This is a genomic window from Thiocystis minor, assembly GCF_016653465.1.
Taxonomy (GTDB): Bacteria; Pseudomonadota; Gammaproteobacteria; order Chromatiales; family Chromatiaceae; genus Chromatium; species Chromatium minus.
In genome coordinates this window covers 22,674-44,345 of record NZ_NHSQ01000092.1, presented here as the reverse complement: position 1 = coordinate 44,345, position 21,672 = coordinate 22,674, and the positions used below count along the sequence as shown (strand labels likewise).

Annotated in this window: 20 protein-coding genes; 13 read left to right on the top strand and 7 right to left on the bottom strand. The window is 62.1% G+C overall.

Going from position 1 to position 21,672, the window contains the following annotated elements:
- Positions 1-78 precede the first annotated feature (78 nt).
- From rluD to gshA, 6 genes are all read left to right on the top strand, one after another.
- Positions 79-1,059 carry a 23S rRNA pseudouridine(1911/1915/1917) synthase RluD gene (gene rluD / locus CCR95_RS13875; protein ID WP_201095373.1) on the top strand — a complete coding sequence of 327 codons (981 nt, stop codon included), beginning with the start codon at positions 79-81 and terminating at the stop codon, positions 1,057-1,059.
- Positions 1,040-1,834, top strand: coding sequence for a peptidoglycan editing factor PgeF (gene pgeF, locus CCR95_RS13870; protein ID WP_201095371.1), 795 nt, complete (start codon positions 1,040-1,042; stop codon positions 1,832-1,834). The genes rluD and pgeF overlap by 20 nt, the downstream gene beginning before the upstream one ends.
- 28 nt (positions 1,835-1,862) lie before the next feature.
- On the top strand, positions 1,863-2,384 hold the full coding sequence (locus tag CCR95_RS13865; RefSeq protein WP_201095370.1) for a glycine cleavage system transcriptional repressor: 522 nt from the start codon (positions 1,863-1,865) through the stop codon (positions 2,382-2,384).
- A 3-nt stretch (positions 2,385-2,387) separates the two neighbouring features.
- Positions 2,388-2,891, top strand: coding sequence for a peptide deformylase (def, locus tag CCR95_RS13860; protein ID WP_201095368.1), 504 nt, complete (start codon positions 2,388-2,390; stop codon positions 2,889-2,891).
- Positions 2,892-3,012: 121 nt separating this feature from the next.
- Entirely contained in the window at positions 3,013-5,112 is a 2,100-nt protein-coding gene (locus CCR95_RS13855; protein ID WP_201095366.1) for a carboxy terminal-processing peptidase, read from the top strand.
- A gap of 2 nt (positions 5,113-5,114) precedes the next feature.
- Positions 5,115-6,698 (top strand): glutamate--cysteine ligase, encoded by a 1,584-nt coding sequence (gshA, locus tag CCR95_RS13850; RefSeq protein WP_201095364.1) that lies wholly within the window; start codon positions 5,115-5,117, stop codon positions 6,696-6,698.
- A gap of 271 nt (positions 6,699-6,969) precedes the next feature.
- Here gshA and CCR95_RS13845 read toward each other — a convergent pair whose 3' ends face one another.
- Positions 6,970-7,656, bottom strand: a complete 687-nt coding sequence (locus CCR95_RS13845; RefSeq protein WP_201095362.1) for a hypothetical protein — start codon at positions 7,654-7,656, stop codon at positions 6,970-6,972.
- Positions 7,657-7,666: 10 nt separating this feature from the next.
- Here CCR95_RS13845 and CCR95_RS13840 point away from each other — a divergent pair, with 10 nt between their 5' ends.
- On the top strand, positions 7,667-7,822 hold the full coding sequence (locus CCR95_RS13840) for a hypothetical protein (RefSeq protein WP_201095360.1): 156 nt from the start codon (positions 7,667-7,669) through the stop codon (positions 7,820-7,822).
- A gap of 175 nt (positions 7,823-7,997) precedes the next feature.
- Here the strand turns inward: CCR95_RS13840 and sthA are convergent, their stop codons facing one another.
- The 3 genes from sthA to nth all read right to left on the bottom strand — a co-directional run bounded on the left by sthA (position 7,998) and on the right by nth (position 10,817).
- Entirely contained in the window at positions 7,998-9,395 is a 1,398-nt protein-coding gene (sthA, locus tag CCR95_RS13835) for a Si-specific NAD(P)(+) transhydrogenase (RefSeq protein ID WP_201095358.1), read from the bottom strand.
- Between the two features lie 82 nt (positions 9,396-9,477).
- Positions 9,478-9,909: a DUF1841 family protein gene (locus CCR95_RS13830; protein WP_201095356.1), complete on the bottom strand. Its 432-nt coding sequence runs from the start codon at positions 9,907-9,909 to the stop codon at positions 9,478-9,480.
- A 272-nt stretch (positions 9,910-10,181) separates the two neighbouring features.
- Positions 10,182-10,817, bottom strand: a complete 636-nt coding sequence (gene nth / locus CCR95_RS13825) for an endonuclease III (protein ID WP_201095354.1) — start codon at positions 10,815-10,817, stop codon at positions 10,182-10,184.
- 121 nt (positions 10,818-10,938) lie between these two features.
- On the opposite strand from nth, the gene CCR95_RS13820 reads away from it, so the two are divergent.
- Together CCR95_RS13820 and CCR95_RS13815 are read left to right on the top strand one after the other, a co-directional pair.
- On the top strand, positions 10,939-11,733 hold the full coding sequence (locus tag CCR95_RS13820) for a lytic transglycosylase domain-containing protein (protein ID WP_201095352.1): 795 nt from the start codon (positions 10,939-10,941) through the stop codon (positions 11,731-11,733).
- Between the two features lie 76 nt (positions 11,734-11,809).
- The gene (locus CCR95_RS13815; protein ID WP_242523243.1) at positions 11,810-12,325 is read left to right on the top strand and encodes a hypothetical protein; all 516 of its coding nucleotides are present in this window, start codon (positions 11,810-11,812) and stop codon (positions 12,323-12,325) included.
- Positions 12,326-12,422: 97 nt separating this feature from the next.
- Here the strand turns inward: CCR95_RS13815 and CCR95_RS13810 are convergent, their stop codons facing one another.
- From CCR95_RS13810 to CCR95_RS13800, 3 genes are all read right to left on the bottom strand, one after another.
- Positions 12,423-15,530 carry a PD40 domain-containing protein gene (locus CCR95_RS13810; protein ID WP_201095345.1) on the bottom strand — a complete coding sequence of 1,036 codons (3,108 nt, stop codon included), beginning with the start codon at positions 15,528-15,530 and terminating at the stop codon, positions 12,423-12,425.
- Between the two features lie 90 nt (positions 15,531-15,620).
- The gene (locus tag CCR95_RS13805; protein WP_338115400.1) at positions 15,621-17,516 is read right to left on the bottom strand and encodes a PhoX family protein; all 1,896 of its coding nucleotides are present in this window, start codon (positions 17,514-17,516) and stop codon (positions 15,621-15,623) included.
- Positions 17,513-17,878, bottom strand: a complete 366-nt coding sequence (locus tag CCR95_RS13800; protein WP_201095338.1) for a hypothetical protein — start codon at positions 17,876-17,878, stop codon at positions 17,513-17,515. Before CCR95_RS13800 ends, CCR95_RS13805 begins: the two co-directional genes overlap by 4 nt.
- A 425-nt stretch (positions 17,879-18,303) precedes the next feature.
- Between CCR95_RS13800 and ndk the strand changes: the two genes are divergently transcribed.
- The 4 genes from ndk to CCR95_RS13780 are packed head-to-tail and all read left to right on the top strand — an operon-like array spanning position 18,304 to position 21,669.
- A complete protein-coding gene (gene ndk, locus CCR95_RS13795; RefSeq protein ID WP_201095336.1) occupies positions 18,304-18,732 on the top strand; it encodes a nucleoside-diphosphate kinase in 429 nt (142 codons plus the stop codon).
- Positions 18,733-18,745: 13 nt separating this feature from the next.
- Complete coding sequence (rlmN, locus tag CCR95_RS13790; RefSeq protein ID WP_201095334.1) at positions 18,746-19,843, top strand: dual-specificity RNA methyltransferase RlmN; 1,098 nt, start codon at positions 18,746-18,748, stop codon at positions 19,841-19,843.
- Between the two features lie 8 nt (positions 19,844-19,851).
- On the top strand, positions 19,852-20,619 hold the full coding sequence (gene pilW, locus CCR95_RS13785) for a type IV pilus biogenesis/stability protein PilW (protein ID WP_242523242.1): 768 nt from the start codon (positions 19,852-19,854) through the stop codon (positions 20,617-20,619).
- Between the two features lie 21 nt (positions 20,620-20,640).
- Positions 20,641-21,669: a RodZ domain-containing protein gene (locus CCR95_RS13780; protein ID WP_201095322.1), complete on the top strand. Its 1,029-nt coding sequence runs from the start codon at positions 20,641-20,643 to the stop codon at positions 21,667-21,669.
- Positions 21,670-21,672: the final 3 nt, after the last annotated feature.

Sequence of the window (21,672 nt, the reverse complement as noted above, 5' to 3'; positions counted from 1 at the left end):
ACCCGAAGGGCGTTGCTCCAGCGCGCGGCGATGCGGTCTACCGCGTCCCACTATCCCAGGCGCTGGGACCATCTCATCATGAACCCGGCGACCGACGAAACGGTGCGGCGCGCGGTGCGGGTCGATCCCGCGCTCGCGGGCGCCCGTCTCGACCAAGCGTTGGCGGCGCTGCTGCCGGAGTTTTCCCGCAGCCGCCTGCAACAGTGGATCGAGTCCGGGCAGGTGCTGGTCAATGAGGCGCCGCGCCGCTGTCGCGACAAGGTCTGGGACGGCGACGCCATCCGTCTCGATGCACGGCTTGCGGCGAGCGAGGCGTGCGCGGCCCAGGACATCGCGCTGGATTTGGTCTACGAAGACGCGCACCTGCTGGTGGTCAACAAACCCGCGGGGCTGGTGGTCCATCCCGCCGCCGGCAATCCCGACGGCACGCTCCAGAACGCGCTGCTGCATTACGCCCCCGAGTTGGCGAAGGTGCCCCGCGCCGGTATCGTGCATCGGCTCGACAAGGACACGAGCGGTCTGCTGGTGGTGGCCAGGACGCTCGCCGCGCACAAGTCGCTGGTGGAACAGCTTCAGGCGCGCCAGGTGCATCGCGAATACCGCGCGCTGGCGGTTGGCGAGCTGGTGACGGGCGGTCGGATCGATGCCCCGGTGGGCCGCCATCCCACCCAGCGTATCCGGATGGCGGTGGTGCCCCATGGCCGCCTGGCGGTGACGCATTATCGCGTCCTGGAGCGTTATCCCGGCCATACCCTGCTGAGCGTTGAACTGGAGACCGGTCGGACCCATCAAATCCGGGTACACCTGACGCATCTGCATCATCCGCTGGTCGGCGATCGCACCTATGGCGGACGCCCGCGTCCGCCGCGCGGCTGCGCGGCCGAACTCACCCTTGGGCTCCAGGCGTTTCCGCGTCAGGCGCTGCATGCGATCCGCCTGGGGCTGAACCATCCGGCGAGCGGCGAGGCGGTGGCCTGGGAGATCCCGATGGCCCCGGACCTGGAGGCTTTGTTGGATCTGTTGCGATGGGAGGCCGAGGTTGGAACTGATTCGCCCTGACTGGCCGGCGCCGCCCTGGGTGCGCGCCATTTCTACCACGCGCGACGGCGGACGGAGCGAAGGACCGTTCGCTAGCCTCAATCTGGGCGATCATGTGGGTGACGAACCTGGGCGGGTCGATGACAATCGCGCGCGGCTCCTGGCTCGTCTCGGGCTGTCCGCAGCGCCCTGCTGGTTGCGTCAGGTGCATGGCCGCGCGATCGTCCGCGTCGGCACGGCGAATCCGGACCGCGACGCCGATGGCGCCGTGGCGGACACGCCGGACGCGGTCTGTGTCGTGATGACCGCCGACTGTCTGCCGCTGCTCCTTTGCGATGAACGGGGAACCCGCGTCGCCGCCGTCCACGCCGGCTGGCGGGGTCTGGCCGGGGGCGTGGTGGAGGCCGCGGTGGCGGCGCTGGACATCGCGCCGGAGCGCCTGCTGGTCTGGCTCGGTCCGGCGATCGGCCCCGCGGCCTTCGCGGTCGGCGACGAGGTACGCGAGTGCTTCGTCGCGGCGGATGCGCGCGCGGCGGCGGCCTTTCGTCCAGGTCGACCGGCTGGCGCAGGGGGGGCGCCGGGCGGTGCCTGGTTCGCCGATCTGTTTCTGCTCGCGCGTCAACGGCTGGCCCAGCTCGGCATCGCACGGATTTACGGAGGCGGAGACTGCACCTTCTCGCAGCCGCGACGGTTTTTTTCGTACCGGCGCGATGGCGTCACCGGGCGCATGGCCAGCCTGATCTGGCTTGCGCCGCGCGCTGAAGATAGCCCCGCGTCAGGTATGATCCAAACATGATTGTTCCGGATTCACAGAGAGAAAATCCATGTCCGATTGGAATATGTTGACTCTGGTGGGCGCCGACCGCCCGGGCATCGTCTCGCGGGTGACGCGCGCGCTTTACGAGGCCGGCTGTCATCTCGGCGAGGCATCGATGATTCGGCTCGGCGGCAACTTCACCATCATGCTGATGGTGCGCGGCAAAGGGTCCGGTCAGGAGATCCTGGGCGCACTTGAACCCGTGGCCGGCGAACTCGGTCTGCGCGTCCATCTGGATCAGGTGCATGGCGGATTGCACCGGCATCTGGTGCCTAATTTCCAGGTGCGGGTGACGGGGGCGGATCGCGCCGGCATTGTCGCCGAGGTGACCGGCATCCTGGTCAATCATGGCTTCAACATCCTGGAGCTTGAATCGGACGTGGCTGGCGACCAGGAGCGGCCGATCTATATCATGAACATCCAGGGCTTCTGCGCCGAGACGCTGGAAACCCTGGAGTTCGCGCTCTCGCCCCTCGTCGAGCAGGGCGTATCCGTGGATGTTTCGCCTGTCGACTTACTGATTGGTTGACCGATGGCCATTCTGGATCTCCTCAAACTCCCCGATTCCCGGCTGAAGCAGGTGTCGGCGCCCGTCGAGCGTTTCGATGACGAACTGCGGGCCTTTATCGCGGATCTGGAAGACACGCGCCGGGATGGCCCCGCGGCGGTCGGCATTGCCGCGCCTCAGGTTGGACGCTTTCAGCGCATCGTGATCGTCGACGTCTCGGGGCGACCCAAAACCCCGAATCACGGCTATCTTGTGCTGGTGAATCCGGAGATCGTGCACTGGGAAGGCTATGCGATCGGGCGCGAGGGCTGCCTGTCGGTGCCGGATTACACCGGGAATGTCATCCGCGCGACCAGCATCCGTCTCAAGACGCAGGATCCCGATGGTCGGGAACATGAATTCGCCATGGAAGGATATGAAGCGCGCGCGGTCCAACATGAACTGGACCACCTCGATGGACTGCTGTTCGTCGACCGCGTGGTGAGTCGGCGGACCGATCTCTACCGGCGTAAAGTCTACAAAGCTTGAACATTTAAACGCTTCAACCGTGTCAGCCCCGATGCTTGTCGGCGCCAGCGAGGCCGATCTATCGCGGAAAACGACGCATGCCATCCTCGACGCGGCTGAAGATTGACAGAGAGTACTGCCTATGAAACCGCGCCTGTTCCGATTCCTGCCGGTTGCGATGCTGCTGTTGGCGGCCTCGGCCGCCCTTGCCGTTCCGCATCCGATCTCCCTCTCGGAACTCTTCCCGAATCCGGGGCACACCAAATCGGCGATCGTCATCAACAAGGTGCTGGAACGCTATCACTACCGCAAGGTGAATCTCGATAAGACCTTTGCGCGTCAGGTTCTCGATAAATACCTGGAAGCCCTGGATCCCAACCGCTCCTTCTTCCTGGTACACGACGTGGAACGGTTCGAGAATGGCGCCCGTCGTCTCGACGACAGCCTGCGCCGGGGCGATCTCGATATCGCCTTCGATATCTTTCGCGTCTATCGCATGCGGGTCGACGAGCGGGTCGCCCATGCGCTCAAACTCCTGGAAGGCACGTTCGATTTCACCCGGACGGAGTCCTACGCCTTCGAACCCGCCGATCCCCGTTGGGCGACCGACAGCGCCACCCTCGACGATCTGTGGCGCAAACGGGTGATGAACGACTTCCTCACCCTGCGTCTGGCCGACAAACCGGACGCAGAGATTCGCGAGCGTCTGCAAAAGCGCTACGAGGGGCTTGCCCGGCGGATTCATCAGTTCGATGGGGACGATGTCTTCCAGACCTTCATGAATGCCTACACGCAGACGCTGGAACCGCATACCAGCTTCATGTCGCCCGACACCTCCGAGAATTTCGACATCAGCATGAAGCTGTCCCTGGAAGGGATCGGCGCGGTTCTGCGCGGCGATAACGAGTACACCGTGGTGCAGAGCACGGTCCCCGGCGGCCCGGCCCGCGACTCCGGCCAGATCCACACGGGCGATCAGATCGTGGGCGTTGCCCAGGGACTCGACGGCCCGATGGAGGACGTGGTCGGCTGGCGGCTGGAGGACGTGGTGGACAAAATCCGCGGGCCGAAGGGTTCCGTGGTGCGTCTGCAATTGCTCTCGAAGGCCAGCGGTTCAACCGGCCGGGCGCGCGAGATTTCGTTGGTTCGCAATGAAATCAAGCTGGAAGATCAGGCCGCCAAGAGCTTTGTCGTAGAGGACCTCGCCAACGGACCCGGACTGAAGATCGGCGTGGTGGAAATCCCCGCCTTCTATCGCGATTTCGCGGCGGAAGGATCCGGCAATCGCGATTTTCGCAGCACGACCCGCGACGTGAGACGCTTGATCGACGACCTGGTCGCGCGCGGCGTCGCCGGCATCCTGATCGATCTGCGCGGCAATGGCGGCGGCTCGCTGGCCGAAGCCACGTCGCTGACCGGTCTCTTTATCGACACCGGACCCGTGGTTCAGGTCAAGGATGCCTTCGGCAAGGTCGAAATCGAGGCGGATACCGATGCTGGCGTGGCCTATTCCGGACCGCTGGCCGTGCTGGTCGATCGCGACAGTGCCTCCGCCTCGGAGATTTTCGCCGCCGCGATCCAGGACTACGGGCGGGGTCTGATCATCGGCGAACCGACCTTCGGCAAGGGAACGGTACAAACGCTGATCGATCTCAACCGCTATGTGCCCGGCGAGGCCAACGATCTTGGCCGTTTGCGGCTGACCATGGCCGAATTCTTCCGGATCAACGGCGGCAGCACCCAGTTGCGCGGCGTCGAACCCGATATCCGTTTTCCGAGCGCGGAGTATCTGAAGGAGCACGGCGAACGCTCGCTCGACAATGCGTTGCCCTGGACGCGGATTCAGCCCGCAGCCTATCAGCACAACGGCCTGGTCGGGGTGGATCTGTTGACACGCCAGTCCGCCGAGCGGATTGCCGGCGATTCCGGTTTCAAAATGCTCACCGAACGCAGCAAAATGATGCGCGAGATCGAGGAGCAAACGCAGGTCTCGCTGCGCGAAACCGAACGGCGCACGGCTGACGAGCAACGCGAGCGCGCATTCAAGAACGATCAGGACAGCTTTCTGCGCGCGCGGGGAATCACGCCCGTGGACGAGGACGCGGAGCAGATCGACGAAGACGCCCTGGACGTGCAGCGCAAGGCCATCGCGCGCATCGAGGTGGACGAAGCGGCACGCATCCTGATCGATGGCGTGCTGCTGGAACGCGCCAAACGCCCCATGGCCGTCATGAGAGACTGAGATTGAACGACTCGCAAGCGACGTTGGAACGGCGGATTGCACGGTTGGCGGCCGCGGGTGGCAGCGCCACCTTCGCCGGCAACCGCATCGGTCTGGAAAAAGAAGGTCTGCGCGTCTCGGCGAACGGCAGACTCGCCGAGACGCCGCACCCGCCTGCCCTGGGCGCGGCGCTCACCCATCCCTACATCACCACGGATTTTTCCGAGGCACTGATCGAACTCATTACGCCGCCGCTGAGCAGTGGGCGCGAGGCGCTGGAGTTTCTGACCGACATCCATCTCTATGTCTACCGGCATCTTCCGGGTGAACTGCTCTGGGGCACCAGCATGCCGTGCATCCTGTCGCGTGCCGGCGAAATTCCGCTCGCCCAGTATGGAACCTCCAACGCCGCGACCATGAAGACCGCCTATCGGCGCGGTCTGGGCAATCGCTACGGACGCACCATGCAGTTGATTGCCGGGGTGCACTTCAATTTCTCCTTCGCGGATGCCTTCTGGGATCTCTATCAGGATCAGGAGGTGGTGACGGGCGAGCGCGTCGGGTTTCGCGCCGAGGCCCAGATGGGCATGATCCGCAACCTGCAACGGATCGGCTGGCTCGTGCCCTATCTGTTTGGGGCCTCGCCGGCGGTCTGTGCCAGCTTTGTGCAGGGACGGGAGACCGATCTCCAGCGCTTCGACGCAGATACCCTGTTCTATCCCCACGCCACCTCGTTGCGCATGGGCGACATCGGCTATCAAAACAAGCAGGAGGAAGGGACGGGCATCAAGGCCAACTACGACAGCCTCGACGCCTATGTGCGCAGTCTGACCTGGGCCATCCAGACGCCCTGTCCGCAATACGAGGCCATTGGCGTCAAGGTTGGCGACCGCTACGAACAGCTCAACGCCAACGTGCTCCAGATCGAAAACGAGTACTACAGCACGGTGCGCCCGAAGCAGATCATGGACTGGATGGAAAAACCGACCCTGGCCTTGCGTCGGCGCGGCATTCGCTATGTCGAACTCCGCTCGCTGGATGTCAATATTTTCGAGCCAGTGGGTGTGGGCGACGAACAGCTGTTGTTCCTCGACGGCCTGATGCTCTACTGCCTGTTGCTCGGCAGCCCGAGGATCGGCGCGCGCGAGCGTCGGGAGATCGACGAGAATCAGGTGCTGACGGCCCATCGCGGCCGCGAGCCGGGGCTGGCGTTAGTCCGCGACCGAAGCCCTGTCGCCTTGCGCCAGTGGGCGGGCGAAATTCTTGATGGAATGGCGGCGGCGGCGGAACTGCTGGACGGCGCGGCGAATGGCCCGCGCTCCGAGAATTTGCGGCGGCAGCGGGAAAAGGTCGGGCATCCCGACCTCACGCCTTCCGCGCGGATCCTGGAAACGATGCGGGAGCGGCACGAAGGCTTTTTCGCCTTTTCGCAACGGCTTGCCGAGAAGCATCGTCGTGACCTGCGGTCCTTGGAGTTGAGCCCTGAACGTCAGGCGTTGCTCGATCGGTTGGCGGTCGACTCGCTCCGGCAACAGCGAGAGATCGAAGCCGCGGACGATCGGAGTTTCGACGACTTTCTGGAAACCTATTTCGCCCAGGGCCACTAGTATAACGGTGCGAAAGTCCCGAGATCGTCTCAGGCCGTTGTCGTTGTCGTTGTCGTTGTCGTGATCGCGGTCTCGACATGGCGAATATTCGATTACGACAACGACAACGACAACGAGGAGACCCCGGTCTCGTAACTTGAGTAGCGAAGCACGAGGCGAGTTTCGGGAACAGTCATAAAATTGCCTTCATCCACGAAAAAAGCCCCGTCACGGTCGCGACGGGGCTTTTGCCTGAGCGGCGGATCGCCGCCGCTGGCGATCGTTCAACCCCTTACTGCACGGAGTGCGAGGTTGTCGCGGGCGCGCACGGCGCATTGGAGTTCATGCCCCGGCCCGCATCGAAGCTGTGCGCGGCATATTGTGCGCGACGCTGCTCCTGCTCGCTTTTCATGGCTGCGCGGCGCTCTTCCATCTGTTGTTTCGCTTGGGCGCGACGGGCTTCCATTTCCTTGATTCGGGCCTCGAACGCTTCAGGCATGGCCGGACGCTCACGCTTCATCTCGGGCATCTCGGGCATGGCGGGATACTGTCCGAACTCGGGCATTGGGGGCATGTCCGGCCGATTCGGGTATTGGCCGAACGCGGGCATCTCGGGCATGGCTGGATACTGTCCGAACTCGGGCATCGGCGGCATGTCAGGGCGATTTGGGAACTGTCCGAACTCGGGCATTGGGGGCATGTCCGGCCGATTCGGGTATTGGCCGAACGCGGGCATCTCGGGCATGGCGGGATATTGTCCAAACTCGGGCATCGGCGAAACGTCCGGGAATGCGTGACCGGCACCGAATGGATGGCCCGTTAACGGTCTGAAATTCGCGGCGCCCTGCTTGACCGCCGCCGGTTGCGGCGCCTGCGTCATCATGGCGGGGGCTTGGGGAGGAGCGGCATACCAAGCGCCAGCAGTGGAAGCGGCGGCAGCGAGGGCGACGATGGAAGCGGCTTGGATCAGCTTGGACATAGGACACACCATGGTGATGGAAGAGAAAAATGAAATGAACGCGCAAACGGCCATGCAACATCCCGATCGATTGAACCGCATCCAGCATGACAGGCGCTGTTTTCGAGTGGCATCGGCATTGCGTCAGCCAATGACCCTTGCAGCAGATACGGTTCCGGTTTTTTAATTTTTGTGACATCAACCATGCGAACCACAGGCGATTTGGTTTATTCAGGGACGAGTGCCTGTGATCAAGCAGCGGTTTTCGCTCAGAACGTGGGTTAGTATATAAGTATTTTATGAAATAGCAATAGATGAGTCCCGCCGATGGCGCCGAGTCCGATCCAGACCCGGCCCGCCGATCAAAAGAGCCGGTTCAACCCATTGAGCGCCGCGACCCGATAGGCTTCGGCCATGGTGGGATAGTTGAAGGTGGTCTCGGTGAAATAGCGGATGGTATTCGCCGCGCCGCGCTGGGACATGATGGCCTGACCGATATGCACGATCTCGGCCGCCTGTTCGCCGAAACAGTGGATGCCAAGGATCTCCAGCGTCTCGCGATGAAACAGCAGCTTGAGCATGCCGACGGTATGTCCCGTGATCTGGGCGCGCGCGATGCTCTTGAAGTCCGCCTGGGCGACCTCGTAGGGGATCTGGCTGGCGGTGAGTTCGCGTTCGGTGCGGCCGATGGAACTGATCTCGGGCACGGTGTAGATCCCGGTCGGAAATTCCTCGATCAGCGACCAGTCGCAGTCCCCGTCCGCAATATGGGCACCCACGAAACGCCCCTGATCATAACTGGCGCTGGCCAATGCTGGCGCGCCGACCACGTCGCCGACCGCGTAGATGTGGGGCAGGGCAGTCTGATAGCTGGCGTTCACATCCAACTGGCCGCGCTGATTGGGGATCAGGCCGATGGTTTCAAGTCCCAGGTCATGAGTATTGCCGGTGCGCCCGTTCGCCCACAGCAGAATATCGGTCTTGAATTTTTTGCCGGACTCGCAATGCAGCACCACGCCATCCGCGCCGGCCTCCACGCGCCGATAGGTCTCGTTGTGCCGGATCACGACCCCCTGCTGACGTAGGCGATAACTGAGCGCATCGGTGATCTCGTCGTCGAGAAAGGAGAGGAGCCGGTCGCGGGTGTCGACCAGATTCACCTTTACATCGAGCGAGCTCATGATCGATGCGTACTCGCAGCCAATGACGCCGGCCCCATAGATGGTGATGGATCTTGGGGTGTGCGGAAGCGCCAGCACCGAGTCGCTGTCGCGGATGCGGGGATGGCTGAAATCCAGCTCGGGCGGATGATAGGGCCGCGAACCGGTGGCGATCACGAGATGTTGCGCGCGCAGTCGATCGGTCAGACCGCCAGGGCGTCGCACTTCCAGCAGATCCGGCTCCAGAAAACGCGCGTGCCCGAAGATGACCTGCACCCGGTTGCGTTGGTAATAGCGATAGCGGGTGCGGACCTGCTCGTTGATGACGCCATCCGCCGCCCGCAGCAGATCCGGAAATTCCACCTCGATCTGATGCTGCGTCTGCTGGAAGAGCGGATTGCGGCGGTAATCCGCCAGCATCTGGATCGAGTGGCGCAGCGCCTTGCTCGGGATCGTGCCCCAATGGGTGCAGCCGCCGCCGACCGCGTCATGGGCCTCGATCACCGCGATCCGCTGACCGGCCTTGGCCAGCTTCATCGCCGCCCCTTCGCCGCCAGGTCCGGTGCCAATCACGATGCTGTCGAAATCTTGCGTGGCCATCGATCCAGGGTTCCGTTTTCGGTTGTAACGATGGTCAAGGCTAACACGGGAGCCCCCGGATGCGGCGACGGTCACCGCCAGATCAGGCGCGTCTGGCACGCCTGACGCACTCCAGATAGTTGCTTTCGTTGAAGGGCTGCCGGTCGTGCTGGAGTTTCCAGAGACTCTCCGCGAGACACGCCATGATGCGGTGCTCCGCCTCGTGGGCGTCGCCGGTGCGCCGCGTCAGGTTCCGATACAATTTCCGGATGCCCGCGGGCTGATCGATGCTCAATTGCTCCAGGATCGCCAAGTGTAGACCCAGATGCAGGAATGGATTGGATTGGCCCTGCTCAGGGGAGAAGTCTCGCTCCAGCGCGCTATCCCCCGCTTCGAGGAACGGCTGATACTCCGGATGTTGCCGCAGGATCCCGACGATTTGGAGTTCCAGTGGTTCCAGCGGTTGTTCGGCTCTGGCCTTTTCCCAGGCCTGGATGAAAACGCCGCGATGGCTGTTGCGATCCGAGGAAAACATGGTGTGCGTGATGTCTCGCCAAGGTGATGTTCCGAAAACAATCGACCCACGGAGAGGCTGTTAATGGACAGGATTAACAGGATTGCGCGGGATGGACAGGATTTCGTCAAAAGCCGTTGTTTAATCCTGCGAATCTTGAAACATCCCGTTCATCCTGTCCATTTGAAGCCTTGGGCATGGGTATGAACTTTCCCGAAAATCGCCTAAAAAATGTTGGATTGAGCAGGGTCAGGTCCGGCATCGTCGGATCGGGCCGTCAAGCCGCGGCATCCTCAATCCAGCGTTTTGTCCGGGAACTCGCACAGATCGGCGATGCCACAGTGCGGACAGCGCGGCGTGCGGGCGACACAGACATAGCGGCCATGCAGGATCAGCCAATGGTGAGCGTCCTTCTGGAAGGGCTTTGGGACATGCCGCAGCAATTGCTGTTCGACCGCCAGCGGCGTTTTGCCTTCGGCGAGCCGGGTCCGGTTGGCCACTCGAAAGATATGCGTATCCACCGCAATGGTCGGTTCGCCGAACGCGGTATTCAAGATCACATTCGCGGTCTTGCGCCCGACGCCCGGCAGGGCTTCGAGAGCCTTGCGCTCGCGCGGCACCGCGCCGCCATGTTCGGCGATCAGAATGGCGCAGGTCTTGAGAATATTCCGGGCCTTGCTGTTGAAGAGTCCGATGGTGCGGATGTGCGACTTGAGCCCTTCCTCGCCGAGCGCCAGGATCTCCGCGGGAGTCCGGGCGAGCGGAAAGAGGCTGGCGGTGGCCTTGTTGACGCTTTTGTCGGTCGCCTGGGCCGAGAGGATGACCGCGATCAGTAACTCAAAGGGGGTGTCATACAGCAGTTCGGTGGTGGGCGAGGGGTTGGCGTCGCGCAGACGCGCGAAGATTCGTTGGCGTTTTTCTTTATTCATTGCTTGAATGGTGTCTCACTCTGTCGTGTGATGCGGCTCGAACAATCCGTGACCGGCGACATCGGTCATGTAGCGAGCCATCCCACCCGATTCCTGCTCAGCACAGAGGTTCGTCGAACGGATGATCAACTCTTTTTCGAGTGTCCTGTTGCTGCTTTTGCTGCTTGCTCCCGCCGTCGCCTGGAGCGCGCCAAAAGATCAGTCTCCACCCGCGAATATCGCCGAGGCCACCGACGCCGTTCCCATCAGCGCCGCGCCAACTCGACCGGCCTTGCCCAATCCGCCCAACCGAACACGCCCAAGTCGTGCCCAGGTCGCAGACCTGATCCCGGCGGTGGCGAGCCGGTACGGCGTCGAGGAAGCGCTGGTGCGCGCCGTCGTCGCCGCCGAATCCAACTACAATGCCCATGCCGTGTCCAGTGCCGGCGCGGTCGGCCTGATGCAGTTAATGCCCGCCACCGCGGCAGATTATGGCGTCTCCTCGGCGGATGCGCTCTTCGATCCTCAGACCAATCTTCACGCGGGGACGCGACATCTCAAACGGCTCCTGAAAAAATACAACAACGATTATGGTCGGGTGATCATGGCCTACAACGCCGGCGAGGGTGTGGTCGACCGCACCAACAGTCAGGTCACTTATCTGGAGACGCTCAACTATACCGAGGCGGTGATCAACAATTATCGTCGTCACGGCGGCACGGCGCCCACGCAAACGGCGCTCAAGCAGGTCCGTACTTTGCGCGGCGTGCGCAATACCGGGAAGGCACGGCGTCTGCTCAAAAAATATCTCGATCCCTCCCTGTTGTCGCTGAACGTCAAGCCGACACTTAGTGCCCGTTATTTGAATCCATCGTTGCATGAAGTGGGTCCGGAAAGTAAACCCATGTTCGAGTTGGAGGCGAGTGTCATTCGTTGACAAGCGTTGCGGTCGGCCTGAGAGAGTCGCCTGGCGGTGACGACCAGGCATCCAGATGTGGCCCCGATCCGCTATCATGAGGACTGCCCGCGACGAACGGCTCGGTCCAGCGGGCGATGGCGAACCAAGGCCACGGTATACTGAAATGAATCCAACGTTGCAAAAATTAAGGGCGCTTGCGCAGGAAAGCGTCCTGAGCGCTCAGGACTCCGAATTGAAGGATCGGCATGTTTATTCGTCATGCGCTCAACTGGCGGCGCCGCTCATCCGCGCCTTCAAGGATGTCGAAAACGAATACGTCCGCATCTCCATCCTGCGGCAGATCTGGCCCGATGACTATGATCGTCGCGATGATCGGGTGTCAGGGCTGCTGATGTCGATGTCAGGGCCGGAGCAGGCGCCGTATGGCCTGAAATTAGCCATGCCGCATGGCTTTCTGAGCTTCGAGGCAACCCTCCGCATGGATGGCTCGCCCGTGTTCACCTGTATCCGGGAGACCGATGGTCAGCGACCGATTTCGATGGATTTTCCCGATGGCGAGCACTGGATTGAGTATTTCTACAAGATCATCTCGGATGTGGTCGAGCTGTAATCCGCATCGACGATGGCGGATATTCCGAACGTCCGAACAAGCGCCTCATCCAGGATGAGGCGCGATGTCCAGTGCGGATCGCGAGATCCAGCTCGATTCAATCGAGCGACAGCATCCATAGATCGCTATTCCCGCCCCGCCCCGACTCGAACACCAGACGCTTGCCATCCGGGCTCCACTGCGGATACAGGTCGGATCCCAAGGTCGTGAGCTGACGCACCGCTTGCGTGGCCTGATCATAAAGCCAGAGGGTGGTGCGATAGTTCTTGTCCCAGGCCCAGAACGCCACTTGTTCGCCGCCATTCGGAGAGAAGACCGCGCCGCGGTCGCCCAACGTCTGACCTTGCGAGACGATGACGGAGGGTTCGGCGATCGCCTCGCCATCCTTCAAGGTCAGGTCCGAGACGATGTTGACATAGGTGACGCGATCTTCGCCGGAGGCGTCGTTGATCACTTCGGCGGTATAGGCGACCTGCGAGCCATCGGGACTCCATGCATTCATCTGCACGGCCTGCGGCCCATTCCAGACATGCACGGTGGGATTGTCGAGACCTTGCTCGAAGGTCATGAAGTTCTCGATGGTGAGATTGTAATCACCCGAAGGCGCGACCTTGTACGCCAGCGTCGAGCCGTCCGGGCTCCAGAGCGGATTGGTCTCCATCGCCGGATCCTGGGTGAGACGGCGTCGCTCGCTGCCATCGGGACGCACCAGCCAGAGATCCCAATTGCCATCCACCTCGGCGGCCAGGGCAATGTACTGTCCGTCGGGGCGCCAGGCCGGGCGATCCAGATGCCCGCTCCAGGTCACGATCTGGCGCGCGTTGCGGCCATCGACATCAATGGTCTGGATGCCGTGCAGGGAGGTCGCCGGATCGAAGCTCCAAGACACCAGACGCCCGCCGTCCGGGCTCCACTCTGGCCAGGCATGCTTCGACGGCCCCTGCGTGAGCTGCCGCGTCGAGCCGCCCGTCGCATCCATCAACCAGATCTGATCTGTCCCGCTACGGTCGGAAACGAAGGCGATGAGGCGCCCGTCCGGACTCCATTTCGCCCCGAGATCGCGCGCTCCGTCCGAGGTCAGTTGCTGGAGTTTCCCTTCGCCGACCGACTCGCCGATCCCGTCGGCGGGATCGACCGCCAACGTTGCCCGGTTCTCGGCATCGACGCTGGGCGCCGCGATCCGGTGGCAGTCGTAACAGACGGGAATATCCTTCAAGGGCACGATGGCGCGGGTCGGCAGCGTCAGGCGCGGGGGAAAGGTAAACTCCACGCCTTCGATGCCGAGGGCGTAGCGGCTCAACTGGATGATGCCCCGCCAGTCCACCTGATAGCGGGCGCCATCCGGTCCCGCCATGCCGACCCCGGTGACGCGCGCGGCCCAGTCGTCGCGCAGCGCCGGGCGGTCCGGTTCGCAGGCTCCGCCAGAGTCGAAACAACCTTGGAATGCGGTGACGTTGGCCGCCTGCGGGATTCCGGTCGGCAGATCCTTGGGCACCACCGGCAAGACCCATTGAAAAGGCTCAAGGTTGGTATCGCGTCCTTCCACGAAATCCTGATCCTCGACGATCGTTCGATACGCCTTGTCGAGCGCCAGCGCCCGCGCGGGCGAGGGATTCAGCGCCTGCGTGATATCGTCGTGGAGCCGCTCGAAGGAGGCCGCGTTCGGCGAACCGTCCTGATTGAAAAACCGCTCCCGCAGCTCGGGGTTGTCGAGGAATTCGTTTCCGGAGCGGGTATACATCAGATAGTAGGAGTACTCGAACTGGATGCCCGCCCCCGCGATCTCGACCTTGGGCTCGTTTAGGCCGGTCGCGTCTTTCTGCGTCCAGTGATACCAGCCGTGCCGATGGGCGTCGGGATCGAGCTTTCTGGCGAAGGCGAACGTCGTGTCCGTGGTGGCGCCGAGGCCGCTGTGACAGCCCATGCAGTAGAGGGTCTCTTCCTGGGTCTGCGGCCGCAGTTCGCCCGCGCGGTCCTCGATGAACCCTTGATAGGCCCAGCCCTGCGCGAACAGACCCCGCTCGTAATCCCCTGGAACCTGCTTGATGGTGTTGTTTTCGTACTCGCGTCGTTCGGCATTCTCGCGGTCGACGATGCCCTTGAGTTCTGAATAGTTGTACCAGGATTTTTTCCGCGCGTAGCGCAACTCTTTCAGCCTGGCTGCTGGCCGCACGGCGCCCGTTGCGTCGAGGTCGAGATAGCGCAACCCTTGCAGGAATTCGGTGCCTTCCGGAAACAGGCCGGCGGCAAGATGCACCTTGCCATCGCGCTGCAGTTGTCCGGCCTGACCGAGATAGGACATGAAACGCTGCTCCAGTGGAGCCCAGTCATAACGAACGACCGTGGCCGAGCCAAGTGCGCCGTCCCGGTCGAGATCGGTCTGATAGAGCGATTCGTCTACCGGGTCGATGACGACATCGCGACGTTTGACGAGCGCCTCGACGATCGCGAGGTTGAGCGCATAGAGGGTCGGGTCAAAATCGCCTTGTGAGTTGCGTCGAAAGGCGTCCGGCAGGCGGATCAGAACCTCGCTGGCGGCGCCGTTGGTCGGCCAATAGGTTCCCGGAGTTGGGTAGTAGGCAAAGGCGCGCCAGCCAGTGTAGCCGCCTTCCGGGTCACGGTCGAAGCCCTGATCGTCGAATTGGAAATAGACATCGGGAACATAGCCGTCCCAGCGTCTGTCGCGCCCGAGATCCCAATCGGCCGGGAGCGCGCGCAAGCGGTTGGCGAGGAGCGGATCGCCGCCTGGCGTGAAATAGTTGTCCGTGCGGACATAGTCGAGGATCGCGTCGTCGGCGAGATCGGCAATCCGCGCCGAACGATCCTCAAACAGGTTCGACCAGGGGTTGATCAACGCCCCCTCGGTCATCTCGTAGGTCAGTTGGAAATCGCTATCGTCAAGATAATTCGGCGTTTTGCCGACCTGATGACAGACATAGCAGGGATTGACGACAGCGCCCTCGACGTTGCTGGTGAGGCTGTAGCACTGAGGGGCGATATACGCATAGGGGTTATGGATGAAGGTATCGCGCACACTGACCGTCGCGCCGCCCGCCGACGGAACCGCGGCGTCTCCGGCAGCCCCGCTATCCCCATGGACGGGAGAACCGAGAAACCCCTGGCTGCCTTGTGAAATCAGCAGGACGAAACCGGCCGTCAGAATGCCCGCTTTCGCCTTGGCAACTCGCCGATGTGACAACATCATTGCTAAATCCCCTTGATCGTTAAACACAAAAACGCAAAAAAGCCCGCGGCCAAATACGGCCGCGGGCTCGTCGGTTATCGCGACAAGCGACTAATCGAGACGCGGGAAAGGACCGATGTAGCCAACATGGGACTCCTTGTCATCCGGGCTCTGAGCCTGATCGGCATCCGATTCGCCGTAAGGATGCTGGGTCACCAAAGTCAAATAGCCAAAGCCGTTGATGTTGGCGTGCCAGAAAGGCGATGTCGTCTCCGCGCCGAAGGGCGTGGTGGCGATACGGGTCAGGCGCTTAGTGTTGAGATCGTAGTTCCAGACATAGTCGTTCTGATGACCGCTGGTATCCTCGCCAATAACCAGCGCCTTGTACTTCGGCAGATAGGTGACGTTGTCTGGCGAGGCGATGCCGTTGACATCGCAGGTGTTGGCGGACAGATCCGTGCCGCTGTAGTTCGTCGGCGTTCCCACCACGATCGCGGACATGTTGTAAGCGACATAGTTGCTGTCGATCGGCTGGCCGCCAGTATCCGCGGTCGACCCTTTGAGTCCCATTTCATAGACCGCGCCGCACTTGTTGGCCTTTTCCAGCCGGATATGATTCGGCCCGCCGATATCGCTCGACGAGCCGTCCTCCATGCCCTTCGCCACCTCGCTAATGGCGACATAGAGCACATTGTCATCCGGGTTGTAGGTGAGCCCTTCTTCCTTGCGGAACTCGGTGGTCGCGCCCTGATGCGCGGCGTAGAGACGGGTCTCCAGACGCGATGTGATCTGTTCCATGCCCGATTTCAGGCGGGTACAGAGCAGACCTTCGTCATAGGTGTTGGTGCTCTTGAAGCCCTCGGGACAGGTGCCGGCGGTGGCGTCGACGGGTTCGGCGCTCTCGAACATGTCGCCGAAGGTGGTCTTGTTATCGAGAGCCGCGCGGATCTCGTCATTCGTCGCATGGCCCAGGTTGACCCACTCGATGTTGGCGGCACCCGCGCCAGCGCCCGAGGTCTGAAGCCAGCGCGCGGCATAGAGCGTGCCGGCGCTCAGATCTTCTGCTTTGTCCGCGATGAACAGATAGAGTCCGACGTTACTGCCGTCGTCGGAGAGATAGACGGTCCGGTTATCGGGCATGACATAGGCGAGTTCATGCGCGAAACGTCCCATGGCGAAGTGCTTGTCGACGGTGTGATCGCCGTTGGCGGAGGTGATCCGAACCTCGGGCGTCCAACCGAAGTAATAGCCGAAATAGGCCGCGTTTTCGGCTGTATTCTCAAGCTTGTTGAAGGCTGCAATGGCCTTCATGCGATCGTTGTGGGTCCGATCGTCGAACCAGGCGCCACCCTCGGCCTCGGGGTTGAAGATGCCCATGGGCAGTTCGTATTCCTCGGACCCCAGATGCGTGTTCCAGGGGGTGGTGATGCCGGCGCAGTTGACATAGGTGCCGAAGACATTCGAGAAATCCACCGAGCGCGTGGAAACAGCGCTCAGGTTGCCGCTGCTGTCCTGATCCAGCTTGGTGATGTAGGCGCCTCCCAGATTGCACTCAAGCTGCGTGACGGCGAACAGATCGCTCCCGAACGTCAGGAGGGACGTGTGATCCGGCCCCGAACCATTGGTGCAGACCCAGGGGCTGGCGTCTTCCTGCAGTTGGGCGACACCGTCTTTGTCCTTGAGCAGGCCGAAGATTTCGGTTTCGGCCGCGGAGCCTCCCAGTTTGGCCAGGACTTCATTGGTGCGCACGATATCCTGGTAGCCGATCGCTTTCTCTTCTCCCTTTACGAAGACGCTTTCGGTGCTGCGGATCTGGCGTTTTTCTTCCACGCTGGCAGGCACGGAGATGCCGGAGAAGACGAGGTCGCTGATCTCGAATGTCAGCGGGGTTCCGTTGTAAACGACTTCATTGCCGCCGACTTTTTTGTAGCCGACAAAACCCTGGAAAAACCCAGGACCCTTTAGATTCTCGATGATACTGATCGGCTGCTGGGCGGCCAGTGTCACAGGCGCGCTGGCAGGAACCGTGACTCCATGGCGCCGTTCCAGATCCCCCAGGCGCCACTGCTGTCACGGTTCAGCCAGACGCCATTCTGGTAGGCGACCAGATAGAGATCCGCGCTGCTGCCGACATCGCCCGCGGCGGGCGCGATGCTTGCCGTGATGTCCAGGCTGTCCGACGTCGCGAAAGGCGTGTCGGTGCCAGAGGTGGACCGAACCAGCATGTCGAAGCTGGCCGTGGTGGCAGTTCCCATGCTGGATACGCCGGGGATCTCCGTCAAGCTGATATCCGCACTGGACTGGGTGCAGCCCAGTGCCAGCATGAAGGCTGGCAGACTGCACAGTGTCTTGCTGAGAGACTTGGTCATGGATGGCATTCCTTAAAGACAGGTTGGAAAATGAATGGCGCGTTTCGGAGAAGTCCGTGCAACGGGTCAATGAATTCGCGATGTTAAGGAAAACCATGGAAAAACGGATCAGGGATTTGTGAAGATTCGAAGACAGTATGATGACCGGCAATGTCTCGGGGTTGTGGTCCGAGCCTCTCGCGAGGCCGGTGAGCGATCAAGCAGGTGCCCGCTCCGAATGATGGCGCTTCATGGCTCGGATCGATCCGTGCGCCGAACGCAAACGGATGACTGGCATTGCCCGGGTCAGTCGCTAACGCTAAACTTGCCGATTGATTCGATCCGAACGACGACGATCCCTTCGCCATGTATCAAGCGGGCGGGATCGCTCATCACTCGCCCTTGTCGATTTCCGACGCATCCTCAACGCCCGATCCGGAGCCCGCATGGCCACAGAGCGCACCCTTTCCATCATTAAACCCAATGCCGTCGCCAAGGACGCTATCGGCGCCATCCTGAGCCGGTTCGAGGCCGCCAGCCTGAAGATCGTCGCCGCGCGCATGCTGCACTTGAGCCGCGAACAGGCATCCGCCTTTTATGCCATTCATCAGGGCAAGCCTTTCTTCGAGGAACTGGTCGGTTTCATGACCTCCGGTCCCGTCATGGTCCAGGTGTTGGAAGGCGAGGATGCCGTCGCCAAGAATCGCGACATAATGGGCGCCACCAATCCGGCCAACGCAGCCCCCGGCACCATCCGCGCGGATTTCGCCGACTCCTTCACCGAAAACGCCGCCCATGGCTCGGATGCCCCGGAGACGGCGGAAGTCGAAATTGCCTTCTTCTTCCCGGAAGGCGTTTGCCCACGCACCCGCTAACAGGCATCCGTCCATGAGCACCGCCGGAACCAAGCCCAACCTGCTGGATCTGAACCTTGCCGACTGCGAGGCGCTGGTCATCGGGCTGGGCGTCAAGGCGTTTCATGGACGCAATCTGTTCAAGTGGGTCCATAAGCATGGCGTCGTCGAGTTCGACGCCATGACCGACCTCTCCCGATCATTGCGCGAAACCCTGCGCGAAACAGTGGAGATCCGTCTGCCGCGCATCATCGAGTCCCATCCCTCGGCGGATGGCACCGTCAAATGGATCATGGAACTCCATGACGGGCAGCGCATCGAAACCGTGTTCATCCCCGAGGGGCGGCGCAGTACGATTTGCGTCTCCTCCCAGGTTGGCTGCGCGCTGGAGTGCGCCTTCTGCGCGACGGCTCGGCAGGGCTTCAATCGCAACCTCGCCGTGAGCGAGATCATCGGTCAGGTCTGGCATGCCGCGCGCCAGCTCGACAAACCGCCGACCAACGTGGTGATGATGGGCATGGGTGAGCCGCTCGCCAACTTCGAGGCCGTCGTCAAGGCCATGGACATCATGCAGGACGATCTTGCCTATATGCTGGCCAAGCAGCGAGTGACACTGAGCACTTCTGGCATCGTGCCGAACATCTATCGGCTGCGCGAGGTCAGCGACGTCTCGCTGGCCGTCTCGCTGCATGCGCCCAATGACGCGCTGCGCGACCAGTTGGTTCCGATCAACCGGAAGTATCCGCTGGCTGAGTTGTTGCCCTCGTGCAAGGCGTATGTCGGTCAGGACAAGCGCCGCAAAATCACCTGGGAGTACGTCATGCTCGATGGCGTCAATGACAGTCTGGCTCATGCCAAACAACTGATTCGTTTGCTCGAAGGCATACCGTCCAAGCTCAATCTGATTCCCTTCAATCCCTTCGCCGGGAGCGACTTCGGCACCTCGCCCCCCGAGCGCATCGAGGAGTTCCGCGTGCGGCTCACGCGCGCTGGGCTCTTCGCGATGACCCGCAAGACGCGCGGCGACGAGATTGCCGCCGCCTGCGGGCAGTTGGTTGGCCGGGTGGACGACCGCACGCGCCGGCTTGGGCGCGTGGTGGTCGAAGAGGGTCGGAGGGTGGCGACCGGATGAACCGTCACATGCTTCAATCTGTCATGATCGTCGGGCTCTGTCTCCTGCTGGCCGGCTGCGGCGGTAAGAAAACCATCCAGCAAAACGACGAGTCGCTCGGGCTGGATCCCGAGGACAGCCCCGCCGAGCTTTACGTCCGCATGGCTGAGGAATACTACAACCGCGGCCAGACCGAGGTTGCCTTTCGGCGCGCCCAGCAGGCCATCGAGGCCGACGCGAAATATCCCCGCGCCCACGTCTGGGTGGCGTTTCTCTACGAGGAGATCGGTCAGGCCGAGCGCGCCCGGCAGCATTATGAACAGGCGTTGAAGCTCTCGCCCAACAATTCGGATGTCCGCTATGCCTACGGTTCCTACGAGTGCCGCCAGAAGCGGTATGCGGAGGCCGATGAACAATTTAAAAAAGCGCTGGCGAACCCGCTCTATTCGACGCCTTGGATCGCCATGACCAACGCCGGCAACTGTGCCGCCAGCGCGGGCAATGCCAGCAAGGCCGAGGAGTATTATCGCGCGGCCATCGCCGCGAATCCGAATTTCGGTCCCGCGCTGGCCAGGTTGGCCGAGTTCAAGTACAACGCCGGCGACGCGCAGGCCGCGAAGGGCTATCTGGATCGGTATTTCGAGCCAAGTACGGTTCGCACTCCCGCAACCTCCTATCGCGCACTCGTCATCGGGGCGCAGGTTGAGCGCAAGCTTGGCAACCGCAAGCGTGCGGACTACTACGATCAGGTACTGAAAACCAATTTCCCACAAGCGCCCAAAACCCGAGAGTTGTAGGGATCCGTCATGATGAATCAAATGACCGCTAGCGAATCGAACGATCACAACGTTGTCGATCTCGCCGAAAGCCCTGGCCGGCGGCTGCGGGTACAGCGTCAGTCGCGCGGGATCGAAATCGAACGCATTGCCACGCAGCTTCATCTGCGCAACGATGTCGTGGAGGCGCTTGAGCAGGATCGTTACGAGGCGCTCCCGGCACCTGTCTATGTCGCTGGATACCTTCGAAATTACGCCCGTTTGATCGGGCTCGACCCAACCTCGATCGTCAACGCCTACCACGCCGCGACGGCGCATGCCGACGAGCGGATCGCTACGGTTGTGCCCGTGCGCCAACCACGCCGCGCGGGCCGCTCCGGAAAGCTGCCGGCGCGCCTGATTGGCCTGATCATGGTTGGTGCGGTCATCGGCCTGTCGATCCTGTGGTGGCAGAACCGCGCCGGGCAAGGGGCCGAGTCCGGCTCGGCTTTTTGGCCCTCGCTGTTCGGCTCGGCCCAGACTGGGACGAAGGATGACGAATCCGGTCTGGACAAGACGGCGCCAGCCGTCGATCTCATTCCGCTGGAAGAGCAGGAAGCGTCCGAGCCTGTTCTGCCGGAGCGGCCGATGTCGGCGCCCGTTGAAGAATCCTCGGCGGACTCGCTGGATCCGACGCCTGCCATCGCTCAAAATGCTCCAGAACCAAACCCACTGTCTGAACCTGCATCGGCAGAACCCGAACGCGTGTCAAACCCGCCCCAGCCAGAGGCGAGCGGGCCGCTGCTCGCGGACACCGACGAGGAACCGGCGGCCGCGATGTCCACCGAGGTCATGCTCGAATTTTCCGGCGCCTCCTGGATCAGCGTGATGGGCAGCGACGGAAATGTCATGCTCAACGGTGAGATGCGCGAGGGCGACCGTCGCGTATTGGAAGGCCAGCCGCCCTATAAGTTCGTGATCGGTAACGCATCGGCTACCAGGATGATCGTTGGCGGGAAAGCCTTCGATGTCATGGCCCGCTCGCGCGGCAATGTGGCGCGCTTTACGCTCGACCCGGTGAATCCGCAATGACCA

Bases quoted from the DNA above. Each gene is read 5' to 3' on its own strand.
- CCR95_RS13820 (WP_201095352.1), top strand. From the start codon at position 10,939: ATGATCAACTCTTTTTCGAGTGTCCTGTTGCTGCTTTTGCTGCTTGCT.
- nth (WP_201095354.1), bottom strand. From the start codon at position 10,817: ATGAATAAAGAAAAACGCCAACGAATCTTCGCGCGTCTGCGCGACGCC.
- CCR95_RS13800 (WP_201095338.1), bottom strand. From the start codon at position 17,878: ATGACCAAGTCTCTCAGCAAGACACTGTGCAGTCTGCCAGCCTTCATG.
- pilW (WP_242523242.1), top strand. From the start codon at position 19,852: ATGCTTCAATCTGTCATGATCGTCGGGCTCTGTCTCCTGCTGGCCGGC.
- rlmN (WP_201095334.1), top strand. From the start codon at position 18,746: ATGAGCACCGCCGGAACCAAGCCCAACCTGCTGGATCTGAACCTTGCC.
- CCR95_RS13865 (WP_201095370.1), top strand. From the start codon at position 1,863: ATGTCCGATTGGAATATGTTGACTCTGGTGGGCGCCGACCGCCCGGGC.
- CCR95_RS13845 (WP_201095362.1), bottom strand. From the start codon at position 7,656: ATGTCCAAGCTGATCCAAGCCGCTTCCATCGTCGCCCTCGCTGCCGCC.
- ndk (WP_201095336.1), top strand. From the start codon at position 18,304: ATGGCCACAGAGCGCACCCTTTCCATCATTAAACCCAATGCCGTCGCC.
- CCR95_RS13815 (WP_242523243.1), top strand. From the start codon at position 11,810: ATGAGGACTGCCCGCGACGAACGGCTCGGTCCAGCGGGCGATGGCGAA.
- CCR95_RS13830 (WP_201095356.1), bottom strand. From the start codon at position 9,909: ATGTTTTCCTCGGATCGCAACAGCCATCGCGGCGTTTTCATCCAGGCC.
- def (WP_201095368.1), top strand. From the start codon at position 2,388: ATGGCCATTCTGGATCTCCTCAAACTCCCCGATTCCCGGCTGAAGCAG.
- CCR95_RS13840 (WP_201095360.1), top strand. From the start codon at position 7,667: ATGGTGATGGAAGAGAAAAATGAAATGAACGCGCAAACGGCCATGCAA.
- CCR95_RS13810 (WP_201095345.1), bottom strand. From the start codon at position 15,530: ATGATGTTGTCACATCGGCGAGTTGCCAAGGCGAAAGCGGGCATTCTG.
- sthA (WP_201095358.1), bottom strand. From the start codon at position 9,395: ATGGCCACGCAAGATTTCGACAGCATCGTGATTGGCACCGGACCTGGC.
- CCR95_RS13780 (WP_201095322.1), top strand. From the start codon at position 20,641: ATGACCGCTAGCGAATCGAACGATCACAACGTTGTCGATCTCGCCGAA.
- CCR95_RS13855 (WP_201095366.1), top strand. From the start codon at position 3,013: ATGAAACCGCGCCTGTTCCGATTCCTGCCGGTTGCGATGCTGCTGTTG.
- rluD (WP_201095373.1), top strand. From the start codon at position 79: ATGAACCCGGCGACCGACGAAACGGTGCGGCGCGCGGTGCGGGTCGAT.